17 protein-coding genes are annotated in these 14,786 nt (G+C 58.4%); 12 read left to right on the plus strand and 5 right to left on the minus strand.

Features of this window, described 5'->3' with window-relative positions; translation table 11 throughout:
- Positions 1 to 26: 26 nt before the first annotated feature.
- Genes metX through ACN0XM_RS00235 form a run of 6 tightly spaced genes read left to right on the plus strand, consistent with a single transcriptional unit; the run spans position 27 to position 4,540 of the window.
- Entirely contained in the window at positions 27 to 1,175 is a 1,149-nt protein-coding gene (metX, locus tag ACN0XM_RS00210; protein WP_417564899.1) for a homoserine O-succinyltransferase MetX, read from the plus strand.
- A complete protein-coding gene (gene metW, locus ACN0XM_RS00215; RefSeq protein ID WP_417564900.1) occupies positions 1,172 to 1,777 on the plus strand; it encodes a methionine biosynthesis protein MetW in 606 nt (201 codons plus the stop codon). The genes metX and metW overlap by 4 nt, the downstream gene beginning before the upstream one ends.
- A 41-nt stretch (positions 1,778 to 1,818) precedes the next feature.
- Positions 1,819 to 2,229: a DUF4426 domain-containing protein gene (locus ACN0XM_RS00220; protein ID WP_417565497.1), complete on the plus strand. Its 411-nt coding sequence runs from the start codon at positions 1,819 to 1,821 to the stop codon at positions 2,227 to 2,229.
- A gap of 7 nt (positions 2,230 to 2,236) precedes the next feature.
- Positions 2,237 to 2,836, plus strand: a complete 600-nt coding sequence (gene rdgB / locus ACN0XM_RS00225) for an RdgB/HAM1 family non-canonical purine NTP pyrophosphatase (RefSeq protein ID WP_417564901.1) — start codon at positions 2,237 to 2,239, stop codon at positions 2,834 to 2,836.
- A 4-nt stretch (positions 2,837 to 2,840) separates the two neighbouring features.
- Positions 2,841 to 4,007 (plus strand): radical SAM family heme chaperone HemW, encoded by a 1,167-nt coding sequence (hemW, locus tag ACN0XM_RS00230; protein WP_417564902.1) that lies wholly within the window; start codon positions 2,841 to 2,843, stop codon positions 4,005 to 4,007.
- Positions 4,007 to 4,540 carry a hypothetical protein gene (locus tag ACN0XM_RS00235; protein WP_417564903.1) on the plus strand — a complete coding sequence of 178 codons (534 nt, stop codon included), beginning with the start codon at positions 4,007 to 4,009 and terminating at the stop codon, positions 4,538 to 4,540. Before hemW ends, ACN0XM_RS00235 begins: the two co-directional genes overlap by 1 nt.
- Before the next feature lie 37 nt (positions 4,541 to 4,577).
- Here the strand turns inward: ACN0XM_RS00235 and trmB are convergent, their stop codons facing one another.
- From trmB to ACN0XM_RS00250, 3 genes are all read right to left on the minus strand, one after another.
- Positions 4,578 to 5,312, minus strand: a complete 735-nt coding sequence (gene trmB, locus ACN0XM_RS00240; protein WP_417564904.1) for a tRNA (guanosine(46)-N7)-methyltransferase TrmB — start codon at positions 5,310 to 5,312, stop codon at positions 4,578 to 4,580.
- Positions 5,313 to 5,384: 72 nt separating this feature from the next.
- The gene (locus tag ACN0XM_RS00245) at positions 5,385 to 6,917 is read right to left on the minus strand and encodes a YifB family Mg chelatase-like AAA ATPase (RefSeq protein ID WP_417564905.1); all 1,533 of its coding nucleotides are present in this window, start codon (positions 6,915 to 6,917) and stop codon (positions 5,385 to 5,387) included.
- Between the two features lie 60 nt (positions 6,918 to 6,977).
- Entirely contained in the window at positions 6,978 to 7,232 is a 255-nt protein-coding gene (locus tag ACN0XM_RS00250) for an accessory factor UbiK family protein (RefSeq protein WP_417564906.1), read from the minus strand.
- Positions 7,233 to 7,613: 381 nt separating this feature from the next.
- On the opposite strand from ACN0XM_RS00250, the gene glnK reads away from it, so the two are divergent.
- Both glnK and ACN0XM_RS00260 read left to right on the plus strand, forming a co-directional pair.
- The gene (gene glnK, locus ACN0XM_RS00255; RefSeq protein ID WP_004578958.1) at positions 7,614 to 7,952 is read left to right on the plus strand and encodes a P-II family nitrogen regulator; all 339 of its coding nucleotides are present in this window, start codon (positions 7,614 to 7,616) and stop codon (positions 7,950 to 7,952) included.
- Between the two features lie 73 nt (positions 7,953 to 8,025).
- Positions 8,026 to 9,297, plus strand: a complete 1,272-nt coding sequence (locus ACN0XM_RS00260) for an ammonium transporter (protein WP_417564907.1) — start codon at positions 8,026 to 8,028, stop codon at positions 9,295 to 9,297.
- Positions 9,298 to 9,366: 69 nt separating this feature from the next.
- On the opposite strand, the gene speE is transcribed toward ACN0XM_RS00260, so the two are convergent.
- A complete protein-coding gene (speE, locus tag ACN0XM_RS00265) occupies positions 9,367 to 10,248 on the minus strand; it encodes a polyamine aminopropyltransferase (RefSeq protein WP_417564908.1) in 882 nt (293 codons plus the stop codon).
- Positions 10,249 to 10,459: 211 nt separating this feature from the next.
- Here speE and speA point away from each other — a divergent pair, with 211 nt between their 5' ends.
- The 4 genes from speA (at position 10,460) to ACN0XM_RS00285 (ending at position 13,899) form a co-directional block, all read left to right on the plus strand.
- A complete protein-coding gene (speA, locus tag ACN0XM_RS00270; protein WP_417564909.1) occupies positions 10,460 to 12,370 on the plus strand; it encodes a biosynthetic arginine decarboxylase in 1,911 nt (636 codons plus the stop codon).
- Positions 12,371 to 12,553, plus strand: coding sequence for a hypothetical protein (locus ACN0XM_RS00275; RefSeq protein ID WP_417564910.1), 183 nt, complete (start codon positions 12,371 to 12,373; stop codon positions 12,551 to 12,553). It begins immediately after the preceding gene.
- Between the two features lie 111 nt (positions 12,554 to 12,664).
- Positions 12,665 to 13,264 carry a sigma-70 family RNA polymerase sigma factor gene (locus tag ACN0XM_RS00280; protein WP_417564911.1) on the plus strand — a complete coding sequence of 200 codons (600 nt, stop codon included), beginning with the start codon at positions 12,665 to 12,667 and terminating at the stop codon, positions 13,262 to 13,264.
- On the plus strand, positions 13,261 to 13,899 hold the full coding sequence (locus ACN0XM_RS00285) for a ChrR family anti-sigma-E factor (protein WP_417564912.1): 639 nt from the start codon (positions 13,261 to 13,263) through the stop codon (positions 13,897 to 13,899). The genes ACN0XM_RS00280 and ACN0XM_RS00285 overlap by 4 nt, the downstream gene beginning before the upstream one ends.
- A gap of 116 nt (positions 13,900 to 14,015) precedes the next feature.
- Here ACN0XM_RS00285 and ACN0XM_RS00290 read toward each other — a convergent pair whose 3' ends face one another.
- Positions 14,016 to 14,759, minus strand: a complete 744-nt coding sequence (locus ACN0XM_RS00290) for an SDR family oxidoreductase (protein WP_417564913.1) — start codon at positions 14,757 to 14,759, stop codon at positions 14,016 to 14,018.
- Positions 14,760 to 14,786 lie beyond the last annotated feature (27 nt).

The raw sequence follows: 14,786 nt of genomic DNA on the forward strand, positions 1-14,786 counted from the left end.
GATCGAACCAGGAACCTGTCGCGCCGATGCCCGATTCCCTGCCCGCGGATTCTGTTGGGTTAGTCACCCCACAGACCTATCATTTCGACGCTCCCATCGATCTGGCCTGTGGCCAGGCCCTGGAAAACTATGACCTTGTGGTTGAGACCTACGGCAAACTGAACGCGGATGCGAGCAACGCCGTGCTGATCTGCCACGCATTGAGCGGGCATCACCACGCCGCCGGCTACCATTCCGCCGAAGACCGCAAGCCGGGCTGGTGGGATAGCTGCATCGGGCCGGGAAAGCCCATCGATACCGACCGTTTTTTTGTCGTCAGCCTGAACAACCTCGGCGGGTGCCACGGCAGCACCGGCCCAAGCAGCAACAACCCCTCGACCGGCAAGCCGTACGGGCCCGAGTTCCCGGTCATTACCGTCGGCGACTGGGTAAAAAGCCAGGCTTTGCTGGCGGACCGGCTCGGCATTGATTGCTGGGCCGCGGTTGTCGGCGGTTCCCTGGGGGGAATGCAGGCACTGCAATGGAGCCTGGATTATCCGGACCGCCTGAGGCATGCAGTGACTATTGCCTCCACACCCCGGCTGACGGCCCAGAACATCGCCTTTAATGAGGTGGCGCGCCAGGCCATCACCTCGGACCGGGAGTTCCACGACGGCCGTTATTACGATTTTGACACCCTGCCCCGTAGAGGCCTCATGCTGGCGCGCATGGTCGGGCACATCACCTACCTTTCCGACGCCTCCATGGGCGAGAAGTTTGGCCGGGAGCTTAGAGACCAGGCTTACAAGTTCGGCTACGACGCCGAATTCCAGGTAGAAAGCTATCTCCGTTACCAGGGCGAGCGCTTCTCCGAAACCTTCGACGCCAATACCTACCTGTTGATGACCCGCGCCCTGGATTACTTTGATCCCGCCTATGAATTCGGTGGCGATCTGTCAAAGGCTCTCGCCGCTGCCACCTGCGAATACCTGGTACTTTCCTTCAGTACCGACTGGCGTTTCACTCCGGCCCGCTCGGAAGAAATGGTCAACGCCATGATCGCGGCCCGGCGGAAAGTCAGCTACGCCGAAGTGGATGCACCCTGGGGGCACGACGCCTTTTTGATTCCCACGCCACGGTATACTGATATTTTCAACGCCTACATGGACCGCGTGGCAAGGGAGGTCGGCGCATGAGACCGGATCTCGAAATCATTCAGCAATGGGTCCAGCCAGGACACCATGTGCTTGATCTGGGCTGTGGTGATGGCACCCTGCTCGACTTCCTTCACCGGGAACGTGGCGCCAGCGGCTTCGGCCTGGAGATCAACCCGGACCACATCACAACCTGCATGGGCAGGGGCGTGGCGGTGATCGAACAGAATCTGGACACACAGGGGCTGGGAAACTTTGATGACGGAAGTTTCGATGTTGTTTTGATGACCCAGGCACTGCAGGCAGTAAGGCGGCCAGACAAGGTTCTGGATGAAATGCTGCGGGTCGGCAATGAAGGCATCGTTACTTTCCCGAACTTTGCCCACTGGCGCCTGCGCTGGGGGCTGACTCTCAGCGGACGTATGCCCGAATCCGAGGCGCTGCCGTATAAATGGTATAACACCCCCAACATACGGCTGTGCACCTTCAAGGATTTTGAAGCTCTGTGCCGACAGAAAGGCATCAGAATCAAAAGCCGGCGGGTGGTGGACGGCCAGCACCAGAACAGCTGGCTGGCTCGCCTGTGGCCTAATCTGTTGGGCGAGATTGCCATTTACCGAATTACACGGGAGACAGAGCAATGATCACACAAGCCATTTCCACATTCCGAAGCCTGCTGATTGTCATGGTCACAGGCCTGTTTAGCCTCCAGGCCCACGCCGGTTCTGAGGATTTCGGTAACTACACCGTACTCTGGAGTGTTTTGCCCAGCACTTTCCTGGCCCCGGAGGTTGCCGAAGCCAACAACCTGCAGCGCAGCAAGGGCATTGGCATCGTCAACATTGCCATCATGAAAGAAAACGAGAACGGCTCCCTGTCTCCGGTAAGCGGCCAGGTGGAAGGCAAGGTGTCCAACGATATCCAGCAGGTGCGATTCCTGGCGTTCCGCCGGATTCAGGAGGGGGACGCTGTTTATTTCATCGCCGAGTATCAGTACTCATCCGGTCAGCTGATGACCTTCAACATCACCGCGCGCCCCACCGGCCATCAGCAGGACTTGGCGCTACGATTTGCCCACACACTGTTCAGCGACTGAGCCCGTTATGACCGAAAAACTCGTGATCGCCAGTAACAACAAAGGCAAAATTGCCGAGCTGGCTGAGTTGCTGGCACCCCTCGGCATGGCGCCGATAGCTCAGGGAGAGCTTGGCGTGGCTGAGGCCGAGGAACCCGCCATTACTTTTGTTGAAAACGCGATTCTCAAAGCCCGACATGCGGCAAGGGAAACCGGGCTACCTGCCCTGGCCGACGACAGCGGGCTGGCCGTTGACGCCCTCGGAGGCCAGCCTGGCGTTCGCTCTGCCCGATTTGCCGGCGAAAATGCCACTGATCAGGACAACGTGAACGCGCTGCTCGAAGCCATGACCGACATTCCGGATGAGCAGCGAGGGGCCCAGTTCCACTGTGTGCTGGTATACCTTCGCCACGCCGATGACCCTACCCCGGTAATCTGCCATGGCCTCTGGCCCGGGTCGATACTACGGGCACCCAGAGGCGACGGCGGTTTTGGGTATGATCCGGTGTTCCTGGCCCCGGAACAGGGTTGCAGCGCGGCAGAGCTGTCCCGAGACGAGAAAAGTCGCATCAGCCATCGGGGCCGGGCCCTGAGACTGCTGGCAGAACAACTCAGGGCGGAGTCCTGAGCCGGTGGACAGCCGTGAGCCGGTCGACAGTGGCGAACCAGTAGCGGTTCGCCCGCCCCTGAGCCTCTATATCCATGTGCCCTGGTGTGTGCGCAAATGCCCATACTGCGATTTCAATTCACACGCCACCACAGACGCAATTCCCGAATCCGCCTACCTTGATGCCCTCGTTGAAGACCTCAATCAGGACCTGGTTTTCGGCGCCGGGCGCGCCATAGAAACGATCTTTATCGGAGGCGGCACACCGTCGCTGATGAGTGGTGATTTCTATAACCGTCTGTTCGACCACTTGCACGCAAAACTCAACATCGCAGCTGATGCCGAAATCACTCTGGAAGCCAATCCGGGCACACTGGAAACCGGCCGCTTCGAGGCCTTTCGGAAAGCCGGCATCAACCGGCTGTCCATCGGGGTTCAGAGTTTCAACTCAGACCACCTGAAAGCGCTGGGGCGCATCCACGACAGCGAGGCCGCCCACCGCGCCATCCGTGCCGCCCGTCAGGCGGGGTTCGAAAACTTCAACATAGACCTGATGCATGGGTTACCAGGCCAGACACCGGAACAAGCGCTGGAAGATCTCAGAACCGCTCTCGATTACCAGCCTCCGCATCTTTCCTGGTACCAGCTAACACTGGAGCCAAACACCGAGTTTTACAGCCGGCCACCGAATTTGCCGGACGATGATCACCTTTGGGAAATCTATCGTCAGGGCTCCGAGTTTCTGCATCAACAGGGATTCAGTGATTACGAGGTTTCGGCCTGGAGTCGCGACGGCAGGGAGTCACGCCATAACCTGAACTACTGGACCTTTGGCGATTACCTGGCGTTGGGTGCCGGAGCCCACGGCAAGATCAGCCTGGCCGATGGCAGCATTCGGCGATACTGGAAAACCCGCCAGCCCGAGGCCTACCTGAATCGGATTGGCAGCCGGACGGCAGGCACTGACATTATTGCCCCCGAAGACCTGCCCCTGGAATTCCTGATGAACGCCCTACGGCTTTCAGAAGGGGTAAACGAACACCTTTTTTGCGAACGAACAGGTTTACCCCTGTCGTCAGTTGGGGTAAAACTTAAAACAGCACGCGATGAAAAGCTGCTGGTTGAAGGCCGGCTGCAGGCCACAGCACTTGGCCAGCGATACCTGAACAGCCTGTTGGAGCGTTTTCTGTAATGGACCCTGCACACGGATTGGCAGCCTATCCGAAAAGCCTTAAGATAAGTCTGGTCTTGGCGGCGGTATTGCTGTTTGCCCTGTTGCTGATCAATCAGCCATTGCAGTCTGCGTCAGCGCCCCAGGGCATCGTAAGTTACCAGCTGGCCGGCACAGCAGACCAGGCCCACGCCATCTTTCGTAGCTGGCGCAGTGAAGGCGTTCTCTGGGCCAAGGTTTCCTTGTGGGTGGACTTTCTGTTTATTCCCGCCTACATAATCACCTTGATTCTACTGACCCATCACTTCACCCGGGATCGCCCCGGAGTCCGTGAGCGCATGGTGGCCAGGTGGGTCCGGACACTATTCGTGGCGGCCGGACTTAGTGATGTCGCCGAGAATATCCTGCTGCTGAACAATTTCAATCCGCCCACCGATGCGCTGAGCCTGTCAGCAACCCTCTGCGCCTTGGTCAAATTTACCGCGCTGACTCTAGGCATTGCGGGGCTGGTCATTCTCCGGGCCTCTCGGCGCCATCCGTTGGCACACCATTGAAGTTCACTCCCCGAACATCCGCGCCCAGTCTCACGGACTAGTTGGTTCGATAAAACAACAGATCCCAGACGCCGTGACCGAGGTTTTCGCCCCGTTTTTCAAACTTGGTAATCGGACGATCTTCCGGTCGTTGCGAATACCCTCCGGATTCCTGGGTGTTAGCAAACCCTTCCGACTCGTTCATCACTTCCATCATGTGTTCAGCGTAGTTCTCCCAGTCTGTAGCCAGATGAAGAATACCGCCCACCCGGAGTTTGTGGCGAACCCTCTGGACGAACTCGTGCTGGATCAGCCGGCGCTTGTGATGCCTTTTCTTGTGCCAGGGATCCGGAAAGAACACCATCGCCCGATCCAGACAGGCATCCGGCAGACACAGATCAATCACGTCATTGGCGTCGATACTGTAGATCCGGACATTTTCCAGGCCACGATCCTCAATCTCCTTGAGCAGAGCACCCACACCTGGTTGGTGAACCTCGACACCGATAAAGTCCTGCTCCGGGGCTGCTTCCGCCATCTCAGCCAGGGACTTGCCCATGCCAAAACCAATTTCCAGGTTCAGCATGGCGTCCCGGCCAAACACCTGGCGCGGATCAATCATTCCGTCTTCCCGGGTGAGGCCATATTTCGGCCAGCTACGCTCAAACGCCTTTTTCTGGCCTTCAGTCATGCGGCCCTGGCGCAGAACAAAGCTGCGCACGCCACGGCGGGTCGTTACCGGTGATTCCGTGGTCATGTCTTTCGGATCTTGCGGCTTTTTCTGGTCAGTCATCTGCAATCCTTAACCGCAGGTAGCGGGTCTTGTTTAACGGACTTTGAGTACAGTTTACCAGAGTGACGAGGTTCAGGCGGATACCACCGAGTTGCGCCCCCGTTGACGGTCCAGTTGTCGGTAGCCGAGCGCTTCAACCAGGTGGCTCTGGCGAAGCCCATCGCAGCCCTCCAGGTCCGCCAGAGTGCGGGCCACCCGCAATATCCGGTGAAGTGCCCGGGCCGATAGCCCCAGCTTCTCCATGGCGCCGGAGAGTAACTGCTCACTCTGACGGTCCAGGCGGCAAGCAGCATGCAATTCACGCCCTGCCAGGGCCGCATTCACATGCCCCCGCTCAGACTGTTTCTCTCGGGCCGCAATAACCCGCTCCCGGACACGGGCACTGGTTTCGCCATCCCCACCCTGCTGCATCAGTACATCGCCGCCTTGCACCGGAACTTCCACATGCAGATCAAACCGGTCCAGCAAAGGCCCGGAAATCTTCGACCGATAACGCATCACTTGCTGCGGTGTGCACTGACACTCAATGGTAGGGTGACCACTGTAACCGCAGGGGCACGGGTTCATTGCGCCGACGACCTGAAATCGAGCCGGAAAATTCACCTGACGTGCGGCACGACTGATCGAAATTTGGCCGGTTTCCATGGGTTCCCGGAGCACTTCCAAAACCCGACGTTCAAATTCCGGCAATTCATCGAGAAACAGTACGCCGCGATGGGCGAGGGAGATTTCTCCCGGCCGTGGGCTGCTTCCGCCACCGACCAGAGCCACTGCGGATGCCGTGTGATGGGGCGCCCGGAACGGCGGTTGTTGCCACCCGCCTTCTCTCATGGCAAGTCCGGCAACCGAGTGAACGCTGGCAACTTCCATGGCCGCATCGTCTGTCAGCGCGGGAAGAATTCCGGGCAGGCGGCTGGCCAGCATACTTTTGCCGGTGCCGGGGGGGCCGAAGAACAGCAAGTTGTGACCACCGGCAGCGGCGACCTCCAGCGCCCGGCGGGGGACCTGCTGGCCCCGGACATCAGACAGATCCGGACTTTCATCGTGGTTGCCTCGCGGCCGTTCCAATGGCGATTTCGGCACGGGAACCAGCCTGGCCCGGCCGCTGAGATGCTCACACACGGTCAACAGGTGGCCCGCAGCCAGCACGTCACCCTGACTAGCCAGCGCCGCCTCACCGGCATTGCCATTGGGAACCAGCAAGGCCCTCTGATGCTTCCGGGCGGCAAGCACCGCCGGAAGAACGCCCTTCAGAGGTCTCAGTGCACCATCAAGGGACAATTCACCAAGAAACTCGCAATCGGTAAGGCTCTCCGCTGGAATCTGGCCCGAGGCTGCCAGAATTCCCAAGGCAATGGGCAGATCAAATCGCCCCCCCTCTTTGGGCAGGTCAGCGGGCGCGAGGTTGATGGTAATACGGCGGGCGGGGAAGTCGAACCCGGCATTAAGGAGAGCACTTCTAACCCGCTCCCTGCTCTCGCGGACGCCGGTTTCAGGGAGACCGACAATCGAGAGTGCGGGCAAGCCTCCGGAGAGGTGGACTTCAACGGTGACGGGGGGTGCAGACACGCCAACGATGGCGCGGGAATGAACAATAGCAAGCATGACAACCTTCCATGGTGACCGGAAAACCGTGCCCGGCATCCTGCCGGGCTGACTCGGAGTTTATTTTTCCTGCAGGGATTTTTCCAGCTCGGCGACCCGCTTTTCAAGCGCATCCACCTTTTCTCGAGTCTTTAGCAACACCGCCTGTTGGGCGTCGAATTCTTCACGGGTAACCAGCTCCAGACGGGAAAGAACCGACATCACCGTTGCCCGGGCCTGGGTTTCGAAATCCTCTCGGGCGGCGCGGGCCATATCGGGAACGAACTGGCCAAACTGGCCCTGTAACTGGGCAAAAATATCCTGGGGACCTTTCACACATCACCTCACTGATTCCAGAAATGTACGGTTCCGACTAAAAGAGAGAGGCTCTCACCGGTTTGCGGGAGTGTATCACACCGCAGCCCCTGCCATACTGTGCCCGGTCGGCCTTATAATAATGGGCGAACGGCCAGTGAGTTCGCTCCAATTTGGCTCACCGGCCGACTACCCGCTCTATTTTGGTGCACATCTTTGCGCCATTCTGGTACGCGGATATTGCAAATTACTGTTTTAAAAGTATTTTTTTGCGTTGGCACACCCGATGCTAAAGCCCTCGTACGCAATCCGCACAATTGGTGTGCGAGGTGGCAGCATCCCGAACTCAACAATTGGCCGACGGGCTCTGACTGTTGGGACGGCTTTACCAAGGAGAAAGCAATGAAACTTGTGACAGCGATCATCAAGCCTTTCAAATTGGATGATGTCCGTGAGGCACTATCCGAAATTGGCGTACAAGGCGTAACCGTCACTGAAGTCAAAGGCTTCGGGCGGCAAAAGGGCCACACAGAACTGTATCGTGGCGCGGAATACGTAGTGGATTTCCTGCCCAAGGTCAAAGTAGAAGTTGCCATTGGCGACAATCTGCTGGACCAGGTCATCGAATCCATTACCAAGGCAGCCAACACCGGAAAGATCGGTGACGGCAAGATTTTCGTGACTGAACTGGAACAGGCCATCCGGATCCGGACAGGCGAAACCGGCGAAGAAGCGGTCTGACCCAGCTCTGATTTTTCGATCAGCCAACGCAAAAAAATCTATAACCTGAAAAGCCTCGTGCGGAGGGCTTCATATGGAAAGCAACATTTTTCACCTGCAGTACGCTATAGACACCTTTTATTTTCTGGTGTGTGGTGCATTAGTCATGTGGATGGCAGCTGGCTTCGCCATGCTGGAATCCGGTCTGGTACGCGCCAAGAACACCACGGAAATACTGACCAAGAACGTGGCACTGTATGCCATCTCCTGCATCATGTACCTGGTGTGCGGCTACGCCATCATGTACGGCGGCAACATCTTCCTGTCCGGCATCGCTGACGTCGATCCTGCCGCTGTTCTGGGCGACTTCGCCGGCCGTGAAGGCGGCTTCGAGGGTGGTTCCATCTACTCCGGCGCTTCCGACTTCTTCTTTCAGGTTGTGTTTGTCGCAACCGCCATGTCCATCGTCTCCGGTGCGGTGGCGGAGCGCATGAAACTCTGGGCCTTCCTGGTCTTTGCAGTCTTCATGACCGGTTTCATCTATCCCATGGAAGGTGCCTGGACCTGGGGCGGTGCTTCCGTGTTCGGCCTGTACACTCTGGGCGACCTGGGATTCAGTGACTTCGCCGGCTCCGGTATTGTTCACATGGCGGGTGCAGCAGCCGCATTGGCCGGTGTCATCCTGCTCGGCGCTCGTAAGGGCAAGTACGGGCCGAACGGCGAGATCCGCGCTTTCCCGGGCGCCAACCTTCCGCTGGCCACGCTCGGTACCTTCATCCTGTGGATGGGATGGTTCGGCTTCAACGGTGGCTCGGTTCTGAAGCTCGGTGATATTGCCAGCGCCAACTCAGTGGCCATGGTCTTCCTGAACACCAACACCGCCGCAGCCGGTGGTGCAATTGCCGCGCTGATCACCGCCCGTCTGATGTTCGGCAAGGCGGACCTGACCATGTTGCTGAACGGCGCGCTGGCAGGCCTGGTAGTGATTACGGCTGAGCCGTCCACTCCGAGCGCCCTGACTGCAACTCTGTTTGGTGCGTTCGGCGGCATCCTTGTGGTTCTGAGCATCGTGACCATGGACAAACTGCGTATCGACGATCCGGTCGGTGCCATCTCGGTCCACGGCGTCTGTGGCCTGCTGGGCCTGCTGCTGGTACCGATCACCAACAGTGGTGTCAGCTTCAGCGGCCAGATCATCGGCGCGATCACTATCTTCGTCTGGGTATTTGTTGCCAGCCTGATTGTCTGGGGCATCCTGAAGGCTGTTATGGGCCTGCGGGTGAGCGAAGAGGACGAGTACGAGGGTGTGGATCTGTCCGAGTGTGGCATGGAAGCCTACCCGGAGTTTGTCAGCGGCAAGCAGTAAACGCTGATAACGAAAAGCCAGTGCAACACCAGAGAGGGGCGCCAGATGGCGCCCCTCTCTTCTATCGGCTCAACCTTCTCCCGGCTGGACTTCGTCCTCCAGCGCGTCAACCATAAACTGCGGCATCGCCAGCGCCCCACGATGTACTCCAGCATTGTAATACCGGGTCACGAACGGCCGATTATTAGCATCGTCCTCTCGAAAATATTTTACCGGATTCCCCTTGCTGGCCATGGTGCAACTCCACCAACCGGTCGGGTACACCGGTTGCGGGAATGACAGAGTCTGGACATGTTCAAAGCCCGCCTTGCGCATGTCACCATGAATGTTCTTGATGATGGTATTGGTGTGCAGCAGAGGGGACTCGCTCTGCTGTACAATGATTCCTCCCTCGCGCAGCGCCAGCAGTGCGTCGCGGTAGAAATCCAGGGCAAACAGGCCCTCTGCCGGGCCGACCGGGTCCGTGCTGTCGATAATGATGAGATCTACACTGGCCGGCTCTATGTCACGCATCCACTGGATGCCGTCACCGAAGAAGAAATTGGCGCGAGGGTCGCTATTGGCCTCGCACAGCTCCGGGAAATATTTCTCTGACATGCGGGTGACCCGCTCATCAATTTCCACCTGCCAGGCTTCCTGCACACCCGGGTGCTTGAGCACTTCTTTAAGTGTGCCGCAATCGCCACCACCCACAATCACCACTTTCTTGGGGTCACGATGGGTAAACAGGGCCGGGTGGGTCATCATCTCGTGGTACAGGAAGTTATCTCGGGTGGTCAGCATCACGCAGCCATCCAGCACCATAAGGTTGCCGAAGGTTTCGGTCTCGTAAATTTCCAGCTTCTGGAACGGTGTCTGCTCTTCATGGAGTTTCTTTTTCACCTGCAGGGAGAATGCCGTTCCCTGATCCTGGAATACCTCGGTAAACCAACCGTCATTCAATGCTGTCATGTTTTGCCTCCCGCTGTGGGCCATGGGCTGTGTTAAAAGGGCGTATTGTAGGGGTGCCCCACCGTGAGCTAAAGCGATAATCGTGGTTACCTGCCACATATTTTCCACACCCGGTTCTTTTAGCCGGGGATGGGAATCCATACAATGGCGGCCATAGGCCGGCCCCTGACCGAACGACCGCCGGCTCCGGTTTCCTGACAGGATAGCAAGCATGAGCGAAGCCAGCGCCACCCCGGCCCACAAGGTTTACAACATTGCCCACTGGAGTGATGGCTACATAGGCGTTAACGCCGAGGGCCAGGTGATGATCCGACCAGACCGAGGCCACACCGCGGCTCAGATCAATCTGCCAGATCTGACCCGAACACTGACCGAGTCCGGGCTCCAGCTTCCGGTTCTGATCCGCTTTGTCGATATCCTGCATGACCGGGTCAACAAACTGTGCAATGCCTTTAACAAGGTCGCGGATGAGCAGGCGTATCGCGGCCATTACACAGCGGTCTACCCGATCAAGGTGAACCAGCAGCGCCGGGTGGTTGAGGAACTACTGGCTGCGGAGCCCGCCGCCTCGAAGGGGCAGATCGGCCTTGAGGCGGGCAGCAAGCCCGAGCTGATGGCGGTACTTGCGCTGTCCCGGCAACCGGGCTCGGTGATTGTCTGCAACGGCTACAAGGACCGGGAATACATTCGCCTCGCCCTGATTGGCCAGACCCTGGGCCACCGGGTATTCATTGTGGTGGAGAAAAAGTCAGAGCTGCCACTCATTCTGGAGGAGGCAAAAAGCCTGGGTGTTTCGCCGCTGATAGGTGTCCGGGCGCGGTTGGCGACCATTGGCAAGGGCAACTGGCAGAATACCGGCGGTGAGAAATCCAAGTTCGGGCTGTCCGCCAGCCAGGTGCTCGATGTGGTACACACCCTGCACGAGGCCGATGCGCTGGATACCCTGCAACTGCTGCACTTCCATCTTGGCTCCCAAATTGCCAATATCCGGGACATCCAGACTGGCCTGAGGGAATGTGCCCGGTTTTACAGCGAACTGCGCCAGATGGGCGCCCCGATCGGCACCGTCGATATCGGCGGCGGTCTGGGGGTCGATTATGAGGGCACCCGCTCCCGCAGCAGCTGTTCCATGAACTACAGCGTTTACGAATACGCTTACAACGTGGTGCATATCCTGCAGGCTGAGTGTGATCGCCGGGGCATTCCCCACCCGGATCTGATCAGCGAATCCGGGCGGGCCCTCACGGCCCACCATTCCGTGCTGGTGACCAACGTGATCGATCGCGAGGCGCCCGAAAACCGCGACCCCAGGCAGCCCGATAACGAGGCTTCCGCTCCCCTGCACGATCTCTGGCGGGATCTGGACAGTCTTCAGGATACCGGCACACCACGCTCATTGGCCGAGATCTACCACGACGTACTGCACGCCATGGCCGATGTGCATGCCCAGTTTGCCCACGGCCTGCTTTCACTGAAGGAGCGAGCCGAGGCGGAAACACTTTATACCCGCTGCTGCCGTCTGCTGCGAAACCAGCTGGACAGCAGTAACCGCGCCCACCGGGAAATCATCGATGAGCTCAACGAAAAGCTGGCGGAAAAGCTGTTTGTGAACTTTTCCCTGTTCCAGTCACTGCCCGATGTCTGGGGTATCGACCAGATTTTCCCGGTCATGCCGGTTAATGGCCTGAACCGTCCCCTGAACCGGCGCGCTGTCATCCAGGACATCACCTGTGATTCCGATGGCCGGATCGACCGCTATGTCGATGGCCAGGGCACCGAGACCACCCTGCCCTTGCCGGAAGACAAGCCTGGGGACCCCCTGCTGATGGGCTTTTTCATGACCGGCGCCTACCAGGAAATCCTGGGCGACATGCACAACCTGTTCGGCGACACCCATTCCGTGGATGTCCGCCTGACGACCGACGGCGGATATGATATCGGCGAGCCGATCACCGGAGATACCGTCGCGAAGGTCCTTCGTTACGTGAACTTTGAACCGGACGCCCTGCTGGACGCGTACCGGCAAAAGTTCACAGCGTCCAGGCTGACAACGGAAACCCAGGCAGCACTAATGGCGGAGCTCTCCGCCGGCCTGGAAGGCTATACCTATCTGGAAGAGTAATTGACCGCCATCCAGAAGCCGGCTCCCGAAAAGCAGAAGATTCACATCCATCAGCGAGGCCACCACCACATCGACGTTAAACCGGTACAGGCCCGCCTCGTTGTGGGAAAGGTCCGGCGTTCACCTACGCGCTGCCCCGGAACCGGCGCTGCTGCAAGCCTTTGGGATTATTTCCGGATCTGAAGATCCAGCACTCAAACCGATCCGTAAATACAGCAACTGACAAACCCGGGGCGAGTGCATAGAATGATGACGATAACCAGCTCAAATCATGCGACTGTCAAGGAGCGTCCGGTGACCACACTGGATCAGAAACCAGCCAGTTCCGAGGGGCGCAAAGATCCCTGGAGCCAGATGCTGCAGAAAGTGGGCAAAAACCAGGATCGCGAGGCATACCACGCGTTGTTCGAGCATTTTGGCCCGCAGATCAAGTACTACGCCATGGCTAACGGCCTGGCGAGTCACGCCGAAGAGCTGGTCCAGGAAGTATTTGTGTCCATCTGGAGGCGTTCCTGCCTTTATGACTGGCGCAAAGCGGCTGCGTCCACTTGGATTTTCACCATTGCCCGGAATCAGCGCATTGATATGCTCCGGAAGATGCAACGTACCAGTGCTGAAATGCAGGTTGAAACCGAGGACCTCTGGCAGATTCCGGGCGAAAACGATAATGAGCCGGTCACCTCGCTGCACCGCCTGATGTCGGAGCGGCGTATTCGTGAATCGCTGAGTCATCTGCCGGAAGAACAGACCACGGTGATTGCCAAGGTCTATATGGAAAACAAGTCTCACCAGATGGTGGCCGATGAGTTGAACATTCCCCTGGGCACCGTAAAGAGCCGGGTGCGCCTGGCACTGAACAAACTCAAAGTGATTTTGCAGGACCAGAACGTATGACACGGCATCATCCCGACAGCCTGAGCCTGATGGAGTACAGCGCAGGTAACCTGAGCGAGCCCCATGCCCTTTGCATCCGACTCCACCTGGACAAATGCTCGCATTGCCGCAGCCGTGTCGACACCCTGGACAGTCTTGGCGCCGTGATGATGGAGCAGCAGCCGAAGGTAAGCGTCTCGGACAGTATGTTCGACAGCATACTCGCCAAGATAGACAGCGCCCCCGCTGACCAGCCGGCAATGCCACCGGGCCCCAGGATCGGCGCCCTTCAGAAATTGTTTGGCGAAGATCTCAACAGCCTGCCCTGGAAGCGACAACTCGGCGATGTCAGCGTGCTGGATATTACCGATCGGTTCCCCGGGCAGAACGAGCAGGTTGTCCTGCAAAAGCTGGCCGCTGGCGGCAAGGCACCGGCCCACACCCACCTCGGCGAGGAAACCACCATCGTTCTGCAGGGTGCCTTTGCGGATCAGAAAGGCGTTTTCAATCAGTGGGACTTTGTCGTACTGACGGATCAAGATGAGCACAAGCCGGTAGCAGTTGGCTGTGAAGACTGCATTACTTTGTCGGTGCTGAGTGCGCCGGTTAAACTGACCGGCACGTTTACCCGAATGCTCAACCCGTTTATCCGCTGAGGCATCGGCTGGAGCAATTCGGGGATCCGCGAATCCGGGAGAGTAAAAAGGGGCGGTCATCGATTGCCCCTTTTTTGTGGACTACAACCATGGCGGCCTCTGATCCAAAGCCCTTCCTACCAGGGCAGCTCTGAGCCATCCCAGTTCAGGAAGCGGCCATTGTCCTCTTCGTCCACACCCTCAAGGACAGTGATCAGATTGGCAGCGGTCTCTGCCGGTGTGCGCACCGTCAATTTCGCCAGTGACTGACTGAAGGGTTCGCTCAGGGCCGACTCGGTTGTGCCGGGATGCAGCGACAGGCAGGCAACCGGTCTACAGCGGCGGGGCAGCTCAACCGACAGATTGCGCACCAGCATGTTCAGAGCCGCCTTGGAGCTACGGTAGGCATACCAGCCACCAAACCGGTTGTCGCCAATGGAACCCACCTTGGCGGAAATGGCAACGATACGCTTGAACTCGCGGTGACGTAACCAGGGCAACAGAGCCTGAACCAGCAATCCGAAGCCGGTTGAGTTAACCGCAAAAGCCCGCGCCATGCTGTCAGAGTTCAGGTCCTCAAGACGCTTTTCGGGAAACATCCCGGAGCCGTGAAGCAATCCGGCGGCATAAATGAACGTGTCGATGCCCTCGCCTTTTGCCATTATCGGTTCCAGCGCTTCTGCCACAGTGGCCGGCGATGCACTGTCCCCCGCATCCCAGGCCAGCACCCCGCCCTTCGTATGGAAAAGCAGGGCCTTCGGCGCCTGCTCCGGATTACGGCACAGCCCGACCACCGTTGCGTCCGGGTCCCTCTCGATAAATGAGGTGGCGAGAGCCCCGCCGATTGCTCCGGATACACCGGCTATCACTATTCGTTTCATCACTTGCCTCCCTGATTACGGAAGAGA

Origin of the sequence: Marinobacter sp. (assembly GCF_048269445.1) — a bacterium.
Classification (GTDB): domain Bacteria; phylum Pseudomonadota; class Gammaproteobacteria; order Pseudomonadales; family Oleiphilaceae; genus Marinobacter.

What these genes read in the sequence shown, in the direction of transcription:
- trmB (WP_417564904.1), bottom strand. Translation starts at nt 5,312, where the DNA reads ATGACTGACCAGAAAAAGCCGCAAGATCCGAAAGACATGACCACGGAA.
- ACN0XM_RS00285 (WP_417564912.1), top strand. Translation starts at nt 13,261, where the DNA reads ATGACACGGCATCATCCCGACAGCCTGAGCCTGATGGAGTACAGCGCA.
- ACN0XM_RS00290 (WP_417564913.1), bottom strand. Translation starts at nt 14,759, where the DNA reads ATGAAACGAATAGTGATAGCCGGTGTATCCGGAGCAATCGGCGGGGCT.
- ACN0XM_RS00235 (WP_417564903.1), top strand. Translation starts at nt 4,007, where the DNA reads ATGGACCCTGCACACGGATTGGCAGCCTATCCGAAAAGCCTTAAGATA.
- glnK (WP_004578958.1), top strand. Translation starts at nt 7,614, where the DNA reads ATGAAACTTGTGACAGCGATCATCAAGCCTTTCAAATTGGATGATGTC.
- ACN0XM_RS00245 (WP_417564905.1), bottom strand. Translation starts at nt 6,917, where the DNA reads ATGCTTGCTATTGTTCATTCCCGCGCCATCGTTGGCGTGTCTGCACCC.
- ACN0XM_RS00220 (WP_417565497.1), top strand. Translation starts at nt 1,819, where the DNA reads ATGGTCACAGGCCTGTTTAGCCTCCAGGCCCACGCCGGTTCTGAGGAT.
- speE (WP_417564908.1), bottom strand. Translation starts at nt 10,248, where the DNA reads ATGACAGCATTGAATGACGGTTGGTTTACCGAGGTATTCCAGGATCAG.
- ACN0XM_RS00260 (WP_417564907.1), top strand. Translation starts at nt 8,026, where the DNA reads ATGGAAAGCAACATTTTTCACCTGCAGTACGCTATAGACACCTTTTAT.
- speA (WP_417564909.1), top strand. Translation starts at nt 10,460, where the DNA reads ATGAGCGAAGCCAGCGCCACCCCGGCCCACAAGGTTTACAACATTGCC.
- metW (WP_417564900.1), top strand. Translation starts at nt 1,172, where the DNA reads ATGAGACCGGATCTCGAAATCATTCAGCAATGGGTCCAGCCAGGACAC.
- rdgB (WP_417564901.1), top strand. Translation starts at nt 2,237, where the DNA reads ATGACCGAAAAACTCGTGATCGCCAGTAACAACAAAGGCAAAATTGCC.
- metX (WP_417564899.1), top strand. Translation starts at nt 27, where the DNA reads ATGCCCGATTCCCTGCCCGCGGATTCTGTTGGGTTAGTCACCCCACAG.